At 57.6% G+C, this 15,349-nt stretch carries 12 protein-coding genes; 7 read left to right on the forward strand and 5 right to left on the reverse strand.

Annotated features, from left to right (window positions below; translation table 11 throughout):
* Positions 1-136: 136 nt before the first annotated feature.
* From MKleb_RS06925 to MKleb_RS06945, 5 genes are all read right to left on the reverse strand, one after another.
* On the reverse strand, positions 137-1,654 hold the full coding sequence (locus MKleb_RS06925; protein WP_004848527.1) for a carbohydrate porin: 1,518 nt from the start codon (positions 1,652-1,654) through the stop codon (positions 137-139).
* A 164-nt stretch (positions 1,655-1,818) separates the two neighbouring features.
* Positions 1,819-2,742, reverse strand: coding sequence for an aminoimidazole riboside kinase (locus MKleb_RS06930; protein ID WP_025107095.1), 924 nt, complete (start codon positions 2,740-2,742; stop codon positions 1,819-1,821).
* A 281-nt stretch (positions 2,743-3,023) separates the two neighbouring features.
* On the reverse strand, positions 3,024-3,815 hold the full coding sequence (locus tag MKleb_RS06935) for an ABC transporter ATP-binding protein (RefSeq protein WP_025107094.1): 792 nt from the start codon (positions 3,813-3,815) through the stop codon (positions 3,024-3,026).
* Complete coding sequence (locus tag MKleb_RS06940) at positions 3,812-4,894, reverse strand: FecCD family ABC transporter permease (protein WP_025107093.1); 1,083 nt, start codon at positions 4,892-4,894, stop codon at positions 3,812-3,814. Before MKleb_RS06940 ends, MKleb_RS06935 begins: the two co-directional genes overlap by 4 nt.
* Before the next feature lie 6 nt (positions 4,895-4,900).
* Positions 4,901-6,019, reverse strand: a complete 1,119-nt coding sequence (locus tag MKleb_RS06945) for an ABC transporter substrate-binding protein (protein WP_009654147.1) — start codon at positions 6,017-6,019, stop codon at positions 4,901-4,903.
* A gap of 274 nt (positions 6,020-6,293) precedes the next feature.
* Between MKleb_RS06945 and MKleb_RS06950 the strand changes: the two genes are divergently transcribed.
* The 7 genes from MKleb_RS06950 (at position 6,294) to pheP (ending at position 15,199) form a co-directional block, all read left to right on the forward strand.
* Complete coding sequence (locus MKleb_RS06950; RefSeq protein WP_004130158.1) at positions 6,294-6,686, forward strand: hypothetical protein; 393 nt, start codon at positions 6,294-6,296, stop codon at positions 6,684-6,686.
* A gap of 307 nt (positions 6,687-6,993) precedes the next feature.
* Complete coding sequence (locus MKleb_RS06955) at positions 6,994-7,476, forward strand: RcnB family protein (protein WP_025107092.1); 483 nt, start codon at positions 6,994-6,996, stop codon at positions 7,474-7,476.
* 439 nt (positions 7,477-7,915) lie between these two features.
* Entirely contained in the window at positions 7,916-9,094 is a 1,179-nt protein-coding gene (locus MKleb_RS06960) for a M20 aminoacylase family protein (RefSeq protein WP_004848538.1), read from the forward strand.
* A gap of 19 nt (positions 9,095-9,113) precedes the next feature.
* Complete coding sequence (locus MKleb_RS06965) at positions 9,114-9,890, forward strand: ABC transporter substrate-binding protein (RefSeq protein WP_004848539.1); 777 nt, start codon at positions 9,114-9,116, stop codon at positions 9,888-9,890.
* Positions 9,891-10,021: 131 nt separating this feature from the next.
* Positions 10,022-10,975: an aldo/keto reductase gene (locus tag MKleb_RS06970; protein WP_014228266.1), complete on the forward strand. Its 954-nt coding sequence runs from the start codon at positions 10,022-10,024 to the stop codon at positions 10,973-10,975.
* Positions 10,976-11,317: 342 nt separating this feature from the next.
* On the forward strand, positions 11,318-13,555 hold the full coding sequence (locus MKleb_RS06975) for a TonB-dependent receptor (protein WP_025107091.1): 2,238 nt from the start codon (positions 11,318-11,320) through the stop codon (positions 13,553-13,555).
* 267 nt (positions 13,556-13,822) lie between these two features.
* Positions 13,823-15,199 carry a phenylalanine transporter gene (gene pheP, locus MKleb_RS06980; RefSeq protein ID WP_025107090.1) on the forward strand — a complete coding sequence of 459 codons (1,377 nt, stop codon included), beginning with the start codon at positions 13,823-13,825 and terminating at the stop codon, positions 15,197-15,199.
* Positions 15,200-15,349 lie beyond the last annotated feature (150 nt).

The raw sequence follows: 15,349 nt of genomic DNA on the forward strand, positions 1-15,349 counted from the left end.
GTACCCTCTGAATGCGTAAAAAAATTCGTGTTGTCGTCCCGCGTTAACGGGGGCGCAGTCTCTGCGTCGTTATTGTGTCCGGGGCGATGAAAGGCGCGTCGTCGCCCCGGAGGGGCCTGTCGTCAGGCATTCACCGTCAGAACCAGGTTTCCATCTGCATACCGAACGACCATTCGCCGCCCGAGGTAAAACCATTGCTGCCCAGCGCGTCATCGCTGGCGTAATTATTCAGTTTTTTGCTCCAGTCCATCCACGAGGTGTAAAGGCGGATTTCAGGGCGGCTGAAGAAATCACCGATGCTGCCGACCTTAAATGTCGGGGCGAAGGTGAGCTTGTAGAAGCTACCGTTTACCGCATGACGATCGTTATAACCTTCGGGTTTGAGATCCATATACTGGTAGCTGCCTTCGTAAGCGAGAGCGAAGTTCTGGTTGATCTCCTGGATCAGGCGCATGTTGAGCGTGGCCCACTGATAGCTGTCGCCATCGGCATAACGGCCTTTACTGCTTTGCGCCAGGATCGCCGGGGCGATAGACCAGTTTTCGCTGAGCGGGGTGGTGCCATAGCTGGCGAAGCGCCAGGTGTTGGCTCCCGACCGTAGCGCGCCGTCAGAGCCGATACCTTTAACTTCCGCGCCCAGGCCGTGACCGTAGAGCAGGGCGGTTTTGCTGGTGCCTTCACGCAGACCGTAAAAACTGTCGTTGTGCAGGCCGAGCAGCGTATGTACCCCGGTATTTGCCGCATCGCCTTTGACCGGGTTACCGTTGGTATCCTGACGGTCGTCGTTGTCTTTTGCCCGCATCCCGCTGACCATCACCTGCACCGGACCGATGAAGTTGTTCATGCTGAGGATATAGTTCTGCACGCTGTTGCTCGAGTCAGCAATATCGCCGAAATTGCGCCCGTAAAGCGAGAGGTTGCTGCGGATGCTGTCGTTCCACCTGACGTCGTAAATACCGCCGCCGGTACCGGCGAGGAACACAACGTCAGAGTCAATCCAGTGAATATCAAAGTTGTCGCGGTCGAAGCGTTTCCCGGCCCACAGGGTGGAGCCTTTAAACGCCCCTGTGAAGGTGGGCAAGTTGCCCAGTTCGACAAAGGCCTGACGAACGTTCAAATCGCTGCTGCTTGCCGTCCAGTCGTTATAAGTGGTTTGTCCGTCGGCGACCATCACTTTGAAACGGGTCGTCGCGCCATTATCCAGAGTCTGCTTGTGTTCAAGGTTCATTTCAACATAGGTATCGGCCTGGTTTCCCAGACGACCGATAGCCCCGCCGGTTTCCCCCGCTGGCGTCATGTAGGCGCCGGATTTGGTGCTGGCGGCGGAATCATTCATTATCACGCCGGAGCGGGCGTAGCCGTGAAACTCAAAGCCGCTTTTCTCATCGGCCTTCTTCTCGAGTTTGGCGGTACGTTGAACCACTTCCTGCGTCGTGTCCTGATTTTTCTGCTGCTGCGCGGTGAGCTGCTGGACCTGTTTCTCCGCCGACTCGGCGCGGTTTTCCGCAGTCTGCGCCCGGTTTTCCGCCTCCTGCAGGCGTTTTTCCAGGGCGATCAAACGGGCTTCGATCGTGCTGAGATCCGTTTGCGCGTGGGCTGAGGCGGCGCCGGTTAGCAAAGCGATAAGGACGGCGAGTGTACTTTTTTTATACATGCTGGTTGCATCCCGAAAGGAAAATGTAAAATGTTGTTTTTTGCTAAACCGGTTTAGGCGTTATGTTAAGCATGACCCTTAACATTTTGAAATGGATTTTGCTAAACCGGTTTAATAAATGTGATGGATGCAACAAAGTGGGCCGCGCGCGGCGGCCTGAAGGATCAAAACTGGCGATTAAGATCGCGCTGGTATGGCAGGGCGGTCATGGCGCCTTTCGCCGTTGTCGCCAGGGCGCCGCAGGTTTGCGCCAGCGTGAGCGTCGGTTCCAGCGCAGCGATATCCGTCGGCATCCCGTTGGCAGCAAGGCTTGCGAGCAGTCCGGCGACAAATGCGTCGCCCGCGCCGGTGGTGTCCACGCTGACAACGGGCTTGGCGCTGAAATGGGTAAACTGCTGCTGAAAGGCGGCAAGTACGCCGGCTTTGCCCTGGGTCACCAGCAGCAGTTCAGGCTGATAGCGTTCGGTCACGCTGGCGATTCCGTAGGCTAAATCATCACTGCCGCTGATGAATACCAGCTCCTCTTCCGACAGCTTCACCACGTTGGCCATGCGCAGGGCGCGATCGAGGCAGGCGTGCAGTAGCTCCTGATCCTGCCAGAGGTCCGGGCGGATATTGGGGTCAAAGCTGACCCGGCCGCCGGCATGTTTGATGCTTTCCATCGCCGAGAAGGTGGTGCTGCGGCTGGGCTCGGCGCTGAGCGCGATGGAGCAGACGTGCAGCCACTGGTTGGCGGTAAACTGCGGCAGGTCTTCTTCCGCCAGAAACAGGTCCGCGCTGGGGCGCACCATAAAGGTAAAGGTACGTTCCCCTTGATCGTCCAGGTCGACCACCACGGTGGAGGTACGGTGCTGGCCGTCGAGGCGCATATGGCTGACGTCGACCTGCTCCTGTTGCAGGGTATGGCGCATAAAGCGGCCAAACGGATCGTCGCCGACGCGGCCGATAAATCCGCTGTCGCCGCCAAGGCGGGCGATACCGACCGCCACGTTAGCCGGGGCGCCGCCGGGGCAGCGCAGCAGGCGGCCTTCGCTCTCCGGCAGCAGGTCCACTACCGCGTCTCCCAGAACCCAAACTTTTGCATTCATGTTGAAAATTCTCCATAGCTAAACTTAATTAAACCGGTTTAGCACATTAAAGCATAGCGACAGAATGAGGGGAACGTCACGGGCGGAAAAGTGCCAATCAGGGCATAAAAACGTGAGCTGGTTAGCAAAAGAGTGATGATTCGGCCAGGCGGGAGGGGCTTCCGGTGGCGGCGGGCGAGATGGCGGCATAACGCGGTAGGCCGGAGAGGCGCAGCGCGCCGCCTCCGGCAAAGCCCTGGAGAGAGGGGATCTCAGGGCTTGATGTTCAACGCCGCAGCCGCTTAAGCCCCCGCCGCCAGACCGTCGATAATCACCTGCATCACCCCCTGAGAACAGGGCTCGATGCGCCCGCGCACGCCGTAAACCGCAGCCAGAGCCTGCGGGGTAATCACCTCGGCCGGCGCGCCGTCCCCCAGCAGTTGTCCCTCTTTCAACATCAGCACGTGATCCGCGTGGCGCAGGGCGATATTGATGTCGTGAACCACCACCAGCGTGATGATGTTGCGCCTCTGCGTCTCCTCACGCACCAGATCCATCACGTGGAACTGATAGTTTAAATCCAGCGCGCTAAGGGGCTCATCCAGCAGCAGCAGGGCTGGCTGACGGATAAGCGATTGCGCCAGGCCGACGAGCTGCTTCTGCCCGCCGGATAGCCGGTCGAGATAGCTCAGCGCCAGATGTTCAATGCCTAGCTGGCGCAGCAGAGACATCACCTGTGCCTGATTTTCCGGGCTGTGCGCTCCTCCGGCGGCGCGTTGAGCGACAATAATCGACTCCAGCACCCGCAAGTGCACGCCGGCGGGCAGCGTCTGCGGCAGGTAGACCACTTTTTCCGCACGCCGGGCAAAGGGGAGGGCAAGCAGATTCTCACCGTCCAGCGACAGCTCGCCCGCGGACGGCCCCAGCCCGGCCATCGCCCGCATCAGGGTGGATTTCCCGCTGCCGTTGGGGCCGAGCAGCGCGGTGATTTTACCGCGCTGCAGCCGCGGTACCGTCAGGTCGCGGATCACCTGACGTCTGGGATAACCGGCGCTGAAATGGGTCAGCGCCAGTCCGGATACAACATGGCTCATACGTGCCCCCGATGGCGCAAAATGATGCTCAGGAAAAAAGGCACCCCCACCAGCGAGGTGACGATGCCCACCGGAATCACTGCGCCGGGAATCAGGTTTTTTGCCGCAACCGAAGCCAGCGACAGGACGAGGGCGCCGATTAACGCGCTGGCCGGCAGGTAAAAGCGGTGATCTTCGCCGAAAACCAGCCTGGCGATATGCGGCGCCACCAGGCCGATAAAACCGATTGGGCCAACGAACGCCACCGAAATCGCCGACAGAACGCTGATGCGCAGCAGGGTGGTCAGGCGCAGGCGGCGCACGTTGATGCCGAAGCTGACGGCCCGGTCCTCGCCGAGGCGCAGCGCGGTCAGCTTCCACGCACTGCGCATTGATAGCGGCATGACGACCGCCAGTATCGCAAGCAGGATCCCCACCTTTTGCCATGAGGCGCGGTCAATGCTGCCCATCGTCCAGAACACCAGCCCCTGGAGGGTATCTTCATTGGCGACAAACTGCAGCATCGATACCAGCGCATTGAAGGTAAACACCAGCGCGATCCCGAACAGAATGACGCCGGAGGTGGCGACCTGGGTCCAGCGCGTAATACCGTCCAGCAGCAGCGCCGCCAGCAGAGCGAAGATAAAAGCGTTGGCCGAGACAAACCACTGGCCGGGAATGCCGGGAATCCCTATCCCCAGCACGATAGCCAGCGCCGCGCCGAATGCCGCCGCCGAGGAGACGCCGAGCGTAAACGGGCTCGCCAGCGGATTGTTAAGGATGGTCTGCATTTCCGCCCCGGCGAGGCCGAGAGCCAGGCCGACGACGATCGCCATCAGCGCATAGGGCATGCGGATATCCCAGACGATCGCCCGCGTCCCGGCGCTGGCGCTGGCCGGGTCGGTAAGGGTTTGCCAAAGCGCCTGCAGCGACAGGCCGGATGGCCCCATCACGAAGTCGAGCAGCAGCGAGGCGACAATCAACAGCGTCAGCAGCAGCAGCATGATGGCGCGGCGGCGCACAATGTGACGGTAGTTTGCCATTACGTCACGGCTATCGAGGCCGAACGCGACGATATCGGATTCAGGAGAGAGACTCATGGCTAATTACTCACCTTGTTGCCAGGAAAAAACAAACGGCAGATCGGGAAGGGTGGTGAAATGACGGACAATGTAGTGCCAGCTATCGTCAGGGTTGAGGTCGCTGAAGGTCTGGGGATAGATATCCTTCGCCAGATACGCCATCCCGACGATATTCCACGGATGGTTGTAGAAGTGGTGGTAAATGCCGTAAGCGCGTTTTGCTTCAATCGTCGGGATGTTGCTCACGCCGGTGCGCGACAGCAGCCGCTCCGCCTGACGATTGACCTCCTGGGGATCGGCCTGTAAACCGAGCGGCAGCACCTGGCTATTCCCGCGTTTTGAACCGGTCATAATATAGGCATCCGGCTTCATGCTAATCACTTTTTCCAGCGACACAAAGCCGGAAGCGCCCGGCAGCAGCTGCGAGCCGATATTGTTCGCGCCGACGGCTTCGACCAGACCACCCCAGCCGTTGTGGCCGTGGGTAAAGCAGCAGGCATCGCTATTACCCGCCAGCGCCTCGACAAAAACGTTAGCCTTCGGCGTGATGTTCGCGGTTTTCTGGCGGATGGCGTCCAGCTGCTGACGGTAATAGTCGGTATAGGCTTTGGCGTTTTCTTCACGGTTAAGGACTTTCCCCAGCAGATCGATACTCGGGGCGGTGTCTTTGCCGGGGTTGATTTCATAATCGACGAACAGCACGGGAATATTCAGCGCGCTGAGCTTGCTGATGACACCGCTCTCCTCCAGCGCGGGCTTCGCGCGAAGCTGGGCGATCATCAGGTCCGGCTGGCGGGAAATGACGCTCTCAAGGTCAACGTTGCCCTTATCGCTAAAGCCCATATCGAGGATCTGAGCGGATTGCGGCCACTTCTCTTGCAGCATTTTCCAGGTATTGATGTCCTGTTTTCTGGCCAGGTTATTCCATGCCACGACGCGCCTGAAGGGGTTGTCGCGGTCGAGCAGGGCCATGGCCATAATATCGCGACCATCCTGCAGGATAATGCGCTGTGGCTCATGCTGGAGCGTAATCGCGCGGCCGTCGAGATCGGTGACGGTGAGCGGATATTGCGCGGCAAAGCTACAGAGAGGAGTGGAAATCAGGGCAGTAAGGATGAACGAACCTACTGATTTTCTTGCCATAATATGCGTTCCGTTTGCTAATTTATAAATATAATGATTCTGAGAATTATTCTCGTGTAAACATAAACGGCAAGTATATCAACGGCAAATGACTTAAAATGTAACAAATTTGTTGGAATTTATTCGCGCATTCAGAAGCGGGACGCGGCAGACCAAAAGTCGATAGAAAAGTCCGAAATCAGTTTTAAGAACAATCCCTAAAGCCAGGCGGTAAAATCTTGTGCCATGCTAAATGCGACTCATAACATTAAGTTCGTTAGCGAGAGAGGACATTATGAAAAAAGCAATGATTGCGTTATCTGCGATTCTGGTAGCAGCTCCTGTTTTTGCTGCAACAACGACACACGCAACCGACGATACCGTCGCGGCGGCCCATGAAGGGGCGAACACCGCGAAAGAAAAACTGCACGAGGCCCAGCACCAGGGTGAAGAGCAGCAGCTGAAAGCCAAACACGCGGCAGAAGGCAAAAGCGACAGCGTAGGCAGCGAAGTTAGCGAAGGCGCGCAGAAAACCTGGAATAAGACCAAAGAAGGGACTGAGAAGGGCTGGAACGCGACTAAAGAAGGCACCGAAAAAGGCTGGAATAAGACCAAAGAGGTCAGCAAAGAAGGCTGGGATAAAACCAAGCAGGGTGCCGAAGAGCTAAAAACCAAAGTCACTGAGTAATCTCTGGCTATTTTCTAAAAAAGGTCGCGAAAGCGGCCTTTTTTGTTATTTGGTGCGCTTTGTTCAGCGTCGGGATAATATTTTAAAAACGTTATCATGCTCTCTCCCTGGATTTTTAGCCGCACTGCGGCGGCGAATTTATAAGTCCCCGGGAGCACCGGTCGCCAGGTGAACGGGGGAATGCATCCAGCCAGGACATGCGCCTTAAAAGATGAAAGGTATAAGCCAGGAATTGTCCTGGTTATATTGTTACTCACTATTCCTCCACATTTTCCCGGTACAAAGGAAATATATCAGGAGGTGTATTATGAAAAAGATTCTTTCACTGGCGATTATTCTATCTTGTGCTTTGACTTCCGTCTCCTGGGCGGATGGCCCTGGCGGCAACAACCGCGGTCAGCAGCAGGTCTGGCAGCAAGACGCCGGCCGCGGCGGTCCGGACGGCAACCGTCAGCAGGGGCCGGGCAAGGGGCCGCAGGCCAACAATCATCAGGGTAACGACGATAACCGTGGCCCGTCGCGCGGTGACAAGGGGCCGCAGGGCAACCCTCATCAGGAGCGCCATGAGCGGGACCACTTCGCGTGGAACGGCCATGATTTTCGCAAAGGTCAGCCGGCTCCGGAACGTTATCGCGGCAATGATTACCGGATAAACGACTGGAACGATCGCGGATTACCGGCACCGCCGCACGGACAACACTGGTCCTATATTGACGGTAACTATGTGCTGATTGCCGCCGCGACCGGGATTATTACGTCGATCCTGATTAACGGCGCGCTGAGCCACTAACCTTTTCTGCTTTAACCTCGCAACCGCCTCCTCCGGAGGCGGTGCTGTGCACCTGTTCGCGCTACCGATTTCCGCGTCTGCGGGACGGTAGTCCGGCCAGCCTGGCGCTATCGGGCGATGCCCACCTGCCCCTGTTCTCACATCAAATCCGCTTAAAAACCGCAAAGTTGAAAATATCATCCTTGCGCCTCTTCTTTGATGTTTTATCTGCTTATTTAGGCTTTATAAATGAGTATTGTGCTTCATGATTAATAAAAGGCAGAGAATGTAAGACGTTTCCTGGTTCAGGTGATAGTAAAACTCGTCCGCTTCGCCGTTAAATCGCTATGAATAAATCAGATGAAAACCCCGCGCGGAATAAGAAATCCTGCTTGCAATAAACCCTTAGCACGTTAAGTTATTAAAGCTTAGCACTTGATTCTATATCCCGGAGACCGGCATGACCGACTGTGTAATTCCTGAAATTAAAGCCACCGAAGATGAAATGATTGCGATCCGTCATTATTTGCACGCCCATCCGGAATTAAGCCTGGAAGAGTTTAATACCAGCGAGCTGGTGGCCGGAAAACTGACCGAGTGGGGCTATACGGTGACCCGCGGGCTGGCGAAAACCGGGGTGGTAGGAACGTTAAGCAAGGGCGATTCGCCGCGTACTATCGGCCTGCGCGCCGACATGGACGCGCTGCCGATTTTCGAAGCGACCGATCTCCCCTGGGCCAGCACCGTGGCCGGAAAAATGCACGCCTGCGGCCACGACGGCCACACCACCATTCTGCTGGCGGCGGCGAAATATATCGCCTCGCCGGCCTGCCAGTTCAACGGCACGGTACACCTGATTTTCCAGCCCGCGGAAGAAGCGATCGGCGGCGCGGATTTAATGATCAAAGACGGCCTGTTTGAGCGCTTTCCCTGCGAGCGCATCTTCGGCCTGCATAATATGCCGGGCCTGCCGGTGGGGAAAATCGGCTTTTACGCCGGGAATTTTATGGCCTCGGCGGATACGGTAAAAATCACCATTACCGGCTACGGCGGCCACGGCGCGCATCCCGAGCGCACCGTCGATCCCATTGTTACCGGCGCGGCGCTGGTGATGAATCTGCAAAGCATCGTTGCGCGTAACGTACCGCCGGGCGAAACCGCGGTGGTGAGCGTCGGCACCTTCCAGGCGGGTATCGCCTCCAACGTCATCCCTGAGAACGTGGTGATGGAGCTGAGCGTGCGGGCGATGAAGCCGGAAATTCGCGACCTGCTGATTAAGCGGATCAAGGAGCTCGCTGATTTTACCGCCAAAAGCTACGGCGCCAGCAGCGAGGTAGCGGTTTTTGACTCCTATCCGGTACTGACCAACAGCGTCGAAGAGACCGAATTCGCCAAAGCGCTGGCGCTGGACGTCTTTGGCGAGGAGGGCGTGCTGGAATCCATTTCGCCGATGAACGCCAGCGAAGATTTCGCCTTTATGCTCCAGCAGCGCCCCGGCTGCTACTTCCTGCTGGGCAATGGCGAGAAAGGCGGGAAGGGCAGCTGTATGGTGCACAACCCCGGCTATGACTTTAATGATGACATTATTTCTACCGGCGCGACGCTGTTCGCCCGGTTAGTTGAAACACACTGCCGTTGATCTCTGGAGTCCGTAAATAATGAAAAAATCTCTTCTGCTGTGGGTCGCGCTGATGGCCTCAACTTCAGCCCTGGCCGCAGAAAATAAGGAAATTCGCTTTGGCGTCGATCCGACTTTCGCGCCGTTTGAATGGAAAGATCCGCAGGGTAAGCTGGCGGGTTTTGATATTGACCTCGGCAACGCGATTTGCGCCCAGCTGCAGGCGAAGTGCGTGTGGGTGGAAAGCAACTTCGACGGCATTATTCCGGCGCTGAAGGCGCGTAAGTTCGACGCGATCCTCTCCGGCATGTATATGACCGAGAAGCGCAAAGAGCAGATCGGCTTTAGCGACAAGCTGTACAACGGCCCGGTGTTCCTCGTGGCGCGTAAAAACACCCTGGCCGGGAATACCGTCGAGCAGCTGAAGGGCAAAACCATCGGCGTAGAGCAGGGCTCGGCGCAGGAGACTTACGTTAACCAGCACTGGCGCACGGCGGGGATCAATATCGTCGCCTATCAGGGGGCGGATCGCGTGGTTCAGGATCTGGAGTCCGGGCGTATTGACGGCGCGGTGCTTTCCGGGATGATGGCCGACTACAGCTTCCTGCAGCAGCCGCAGGGTAAAGATTTTGCCTTCGTTGGCGGCCACCTGAAGGACGACAAGCTGTTCGGCGCCGGCGCGGCGATTGGCCTGCGCAAAGAGGACGATGCTCTGCGCCAGGAGATAAACGGCGCGATTGCCACTATTCTCGCCGACGGCACCTATAAAAAGTTAGCCGGGAAATATTTTAGCTTTGACGTCTATTCCGGGACATAATGTTGTTATGCATTCAGCGGGCACGGATAGCCCGCTTCAAGCTTCCTTTTCTTACTATCCCGTAATTGTCCTTTTCTGGCCCTCACGGCGTTCCGAAGGATACTGAATATAAGCGATAAGGAGTGAACGGCATGATGACACGTCCCTTGGGCAAAACCGGATTTTCCATCGCCCCGCTGGTGTTTGGCGGTAACGTTTTTGGCTGGACCATCGATGAAAAAACCAGTTTTGCCATTCTTGATGCGTTTATAGACCACGGCTTCGATGCTATCGACACGGCGGATGTCTACTCCCGCTGGGCGGATGGCAACCAGGGCGGCGAGTCTGAAACCATTATCGGCCGCTGGCTACAGGCGCGGCCAGGCATGCGCGATAAGGTAAAGCTCTTCACCAAAGTGGGTTCCGATTTAGGCCTTCCCGGTCATAAAGGGTTGAAAAAAGCCTGGATCCAGCAGGCGGTGGACGACTCCCTGCGACGCCTGAATACCGATTATATTGACCTCTATTTCGCCCACTGGCCGGACCCGGAAACGCCGGTCGCCGAAACCCTCGACGCCTTCCACGCCCTACAGCAGGCGGGGAAAATCCGCGCCATGGGCGCCTCGAACCTCGATGCGCAGCAGCTTTCAGGCGCGCTGGAGGTGTCGCGTAAAAGCGGCCTGCCGGCCTGGCAGGTGCTGCAGCCGGAATACAATCTTTATCATCGCTCGGCTTTTGAGGGCGCGCTCTGCGACCTGTGCATCAGCCGCGATATCGGCGTGGTGACCTACTACAGCCTGGCGTCCGGCTTCCTGACCGGCAAATACCGCCAGCAGTCCGACCTGGCGCAAAGCCAGCGCGGGGGCGGTATCGGCAAATATCTCAATCCTCGCGGGCTGCGTATTGTCGATACCCTGGTTGAAGTGGCGGAGCAAAGCGGCGCTAAACCTGCCGAAGTCGCGCTGGCCTGGCTGATGAGCCGCGACGGCGTGACGGCGCCCATCGCCAGCGCCACCAGCCTCGCTCAGGTGGAGAGCTTTGCTCGCGCCGCCGCGCTGAGCCTGAGCGCCGGGCAGCTGGCGCGTCTGGATACCGCCAGCGCGTAGTGATTGAGGCCGGAGCCTGTCGGGTTCCGGCCTTTTGTCTCTCCGCGTTTTGCTGCGCGCGCTTCCTCACCTTTCGCCCAAACCTCTGCGGCGAATCCCTTTCAGCGAAAAATGAAACGTTTTTCCAGACGGCAAAAGCCAGGCTTGATTACGATAAGATAATGCGTATAGTTCTCATTCTTCTTCTTGTTTGCGGTTTTATCAGGAGATAACCTGCGTACGTCGCGGGCTCACAGGGAAACGGCGAAGGCACTGGATGGGGCTCACAGGCGCAAGACCGGAAATGCGAATTTCGGCGGCGGAGTCACTATCGGATCGTTGATTTTGTTCAGGACTGATCTTATGAAACGCACTCTCCCGGCGCTGGCCGTCTCTGCCAACTTAAGCGGCTGCGCCGCACCGGCTTTCCCGCTGCGGAAAACGCTGCTGGCGTTAACCATTGGCGCAATCTCCCATTCGGCAACGGCGGCGGAAAACGTCGCCGAACGCCAGAAAAGCGAAGAAACGATGGTCGTTCAGGCCGCATCCGCCAGCGATTTTAAAGCCGGCGGCGATTTGATAGTGCCCGCCTATCTCGATGGTCAGATAGCCAACGGCGGCCGTCTAGGGATGCTCGGCGAACAAAACGCGATGGACGTTCCGTTTAGCATCATCGGCTATACCTCGAAGCTTATCGAGGATCAGCAGGCGAAAACCATCGCCGATGTGGTCAGCAACGATGCCGGGGTTCAGCCGGTGCAGGGCTACGGTAACTACGCCGAGACCTACCGCATTCGCGGCCTTAAATTTGACGGCGATGATATGACCCTGAGCGGGCTGGCGGGCGTGGTGCCGCGTCAGGTGGTGGATACCGCCATGCTTGAGCGGGTCGAAATTTTTAAAGGCGCCAACGCTCTGCTTAACGGTGCGGCCAGCTCCGGCGTCGGCGGGATGATCAACCTGGAGCCTAAGCGCGCGGAAGATACCCCGACCGCCCGCGTGGGCGTCGACTATACCTCGGATTCTCAGGTCGGCGGCACGCTGGATTTGGGCCGCCGCTTTGGCGACGACAACCAGTTCGGCGCGCGGGTGAATCTGGTGCACCGCGAAGGCGAGGCGGCGGTGGAGAGTGATAAGCGCAGAACCACGCTGGCCTCCATAGGGCTCGATTATCGCGGCGAACGGATGCGCAGCTCGTTTGACTTTGGCTATCAGAAAAAAACCTTCCACGGTAGCCCGATGGGCATCAACATTTCGGGCGTCGATTTTATTCCGCGCCTGCCGGATAACACCCACAACTACACGCAAAAATGGGCTTACAGCGATATCGAAAATGAGTTCGGTATGCTGAGAATGGAATACGACATTGTCGATAAATGGACCGCCTACGCCGCTCTGGGGGCGCAGCATGCCCATGAAATCGGTCTCTATAGCGCCTCGAAGCTGATTGACCGGGCGGGCAACGCCACGGCGGGGCGCCTGGACACCAACCGCTATATGGATACCGCCAGCGGCATGGCCGGGATACGCGGCGAATTCGCCACCGGTTTTGTGTCGCACAAGGTCAACGTCGGCTATTCGGCGAAAACCCAGAACGACAAAACCGCGTGGCGGATGTCGAAGGCGGCGGATAATCCGCTGGTGAATATCTACGATACCCGTCCGGTTGCGCCCCCGGCGAACGCTTCATTCGGCGGCGACTATGACGATCCGCTCACCAGCGGCCGCACCCGTTCCCAGGGCTGGCTGCTGAGCGACACCCTCGGCGTGCTGGACGATACGCTGCTGTTCACCGTCGGCGCCCGTCATCAAAAAGTGGTGGTGCGCAACTACGATAAAGTCACCGGCCTGCAAAGCGATGCGTATGACGACAGCCGCTGGATGCCGACCTATGGCGTGGTCTATAAGCCGTGGCAGGTTCTCTCTTTATACGCTAACCATACCGAAGCCCTGCAGCCGGGCAGCAATGCGCCAACCTCCGCCGCTAACTATGGGGAAAGCGTCGGAATTATTCACTCAAAACAAAACGAAGTCGGGATGAAGGCGGATTTTGGCCGCATTGGCGGCTCGCTGGCGCTGTTTGAAATTAAAATGCCTTCCGCCTTCCTGGATAGCCAGAAACGCTATGGCCTTAACGGCGAGCAGCGCAATCGCGGCGTGGAATTTAACGTTTTCGGCGAACCGCTGTACGGCCTGCGCCTTAACGCCAGCGCGACCTGGCTGAAAGCCGAACTGTCGAAAACCAAGGATGGCGTCAATGATGGTAAAACGGCCATCGGCGTACCGGGCTTCTACGCGGTGCTTGGCGCAGAGTATGACATCAAACCTATCGACGGCCTGACCGCCACCGCACGCCTCAATCACTCGGGTTCGCAGTATGCCGACCAGGCGAACAGCAAGAAGATTGATAGCTTCACGACCCTGGATCTCGGCGTGCGCTATCGTCTGGCGCTTAACGAGAACCAGAATCAGATGACGGTACGCGCGGGCGTCGATAACGTGACGGATGAGAACTACTGGTCCGGCGCGGACGACAGCGGAACCTATCTGTTCCGCGGCGAACCGCGCACGTTCAAGGTTTCGGTCGGCTACGAATTTTAAGGCAAAACCGCAGGAGCGGGCAGGGCGGCTCGCCGGTTGTAATAAATCAATGAATGTATAAAGCCAGGGCATCTGCGGCTTGAAGTATGACGATTTTATACCCTAAATAATTCGAGTTGCAGGAAGGCGGCGACGCAGGGAATCCCCAGGAGCTTACTCCAGTAAGTGACTGGGGTGAGCGAGAAAAGCCAACGCACATGCAGCTTGAAGTATGACGGGTATAAGTGTTAAAAGGTGCCCCTTCATATATACACACAGGGGATCGACGTGAAAGACGCGTCAACATCGTCGGATGCCGTAGAGGAAAGCGGCCCGACGCTTCATCGCGGTTTACAGAACCGACATATTCAACTTATCGCCCTTGGCGGCGCCATCGGTACCGGCCTGTTTCTCGGCATCGGGCCGGCGATTCAAATGGCGGGACCGGCCGTACTGCTCGGCTATGCCGTCGCCGGGATCGTCGCCTTTCTGATCATGCGCCAGCTGGGCGAAATGGTCGTCGAAGAACCGGTTTCAGGCTCCTTTGCCCACTTTGCTTATAAATACTGGGGCCCGTTCGCCGGTTTTCTTTCCGGCTGGAACTACTGGGTGATGTTCGTGCTGGTCGGGATGGCGGAGCTGACCGCCGCCGGGATCTATATGCAGTACTGGCTGCCGGATGTGCCGACGTGGATCTGGGCCGCCGCGTTCTTCATCATTATCAACGCCGTAAACCTGGTGAACGTGCGCCTGTACGGCGAAGCGGAGTTCTGGTTCGCGCTGATTAAGGTGCTGGCGATTATCGGCATGATCGGCTTTGGCCTGTGGATGCTGTTCGGCGGCCACGGCGGCAGCAAAGCGGGCATTGATAACCTGTGGAAACACGGCGGTTTCTTCGCCACCGGCTGGCACGGCCTGATCATGTCGCTGGCGGTCATTATGTTCTCCTTCGGCGGGCTGGAGCTCATCGGCATTACCGCGGCGGAAGCCCACAATCCGGAAAAGAGCATCCCGAAAGCGGTTAACCAGGTGGTATACCGTATCCTGCTGTTTTATATCGGCTCGCTGGTGGTTCTGCTGGCGCTCTATCCGTGGGTGGAAATTAAATCCGACAGCAGCCCGTTCGTGATGATCTTTCATAATCTCGACAGCAACGTGGTGGCTTCCGCGCTGAACTTCGTGATTCTGGTAGCGTCGCTGTCGGTTTATAACAGCGGCGTTTACTCAAATAGCCGGATGCTGTTCGGTCTGTCGGTGCAGGGCAATGCGCCGAAGTTTCTCGCCCGCGTCAGCAAGCGCGGCGTGCCGGTTAACTCCCTGCTGCTCTCGGGGATTATCACCTCGCTGGTGGTGCTGCTTAACTATCTGCTGCCGCAGAAAGCCCTCGGCCTGCTGATGGCGCTGGTGGTAGCGACGCTGCTGCTGAACTGGATTATGATCTGCCTGGCGCACCTCAAGTTTCGCGCCGCCCAGCGGCGCAAGGGGCGCGAGTCGAAGTTTAAAGCGCTGCTGTCGCCCGCCGGAAACTATATCTGTATCGCCTTTCTGGGGCTGATCCTGGTGCTGATGTGCACGATTGACGGGATGCGCCTGTCGGCGATTCTGCTGCCGGTGTGGATCCTGTTCCTGTTTGTGGCCTTTAAAACCCTGCGCCGTTCGGCGTAGCGCGATCGCCCCGTCGTCCGGCGGGGCATTATCTCTTTTTATTGTGATCTTCTTCGCGCTTAGCGTATTTTGCCCGCGACCTTCTTTTTGTAATCGATTACTTTTTATTTGAGCGTATTTGTAATCGATTACTTTTTGAGGGCGGTCGAA

Source organism: Klebsiella sp. PL-2018 (assembly GCF_019048985.1).
In the GTDB taxonomy this organism is placed as follows: domain Bacteria; phylum Pseudomonadota; class Gammaproteobacteria; order Enterobacterales; family Enterobacteriaceae; genus Klebsiella; species Klebsiella michiganensis.

Coding starts and splice junctions, on each gene's coding strand:
- MKleb_RS06925 (WP_004848527.1), bottom strand. CDS start 1,654: ATGTATAAAAAAAGTACACTCGCCGTCCTTATCGCTTTGCTAACCGGC.
- MKleb_RS06950 (WP_004130158.1), top strand. CDS start 6,294: ATGAAAAAAGCAATGATTGCGTTATCTGCGATTCTGGTAGCAGCTCCT.
- MKleb_RS06955 (WP_025107092.1), top strand. CDS start 6,994: ATGAAAAAGATTCTTTCACTGGCGATTATTCTATCTTGTGCTTTGACT.
- MKleb_RS06930 (WP_025107095.1), bottom strand. CDS start 2,742: ATGAATGCAAAAGTTTGGGTTCTGGGAGACGCGGTAGTGGACCTGCTG.
- MKleb_RS06960 (WP_004848538.1), top strand. CDS start 7,916: ATGACCGACTGTGTAATTCCTGAAATTAAAGCCACCGAAGATGAAATG.
- MKleb_RS06975 (WP_025107091.1), top strand. CDS start 11,318: ATGAAACGCACTCTCCCGGCGCTGGCCGTCTCTGCCAACTTAAGCGGC.
- MKleb_RS06945 (WP_009654147.1), bottom strand. CDS start 6,019: ATGGCAAGAAAATCAGTAGGTTCGTTCATCCTTACTGCCCTGATTTCC.
- MKleb_RS06970 (WP_014228266.1), top strand. CDS start 10,022: ATGATGACACGTCCCTTGGGCAAAACCGGATTTTCCATCGCCCCGCTG.
- MKleb_RS06940 (WP_025107093.1), bottom strand. CDS start 4,894: ATGAGTCTCTCTCCTGAATCCGATATCGTCGCGTTCGGCCTCGATAGC.
- MKleb_RS06935 (WP_025107094.1), bottom strand. CDS start 3,815: ATGAGCCATGTTGTATCCGGACTGGCGCTGACCCATTTCAGCGCCGGT.
- MKleb_RS06965 (WP_004848539.1), top strand. CDS start 9,114: ATGAAAAAATCTCTTCTGCTGTGGGTCGCGCTGATGGCCTCAACTTCA.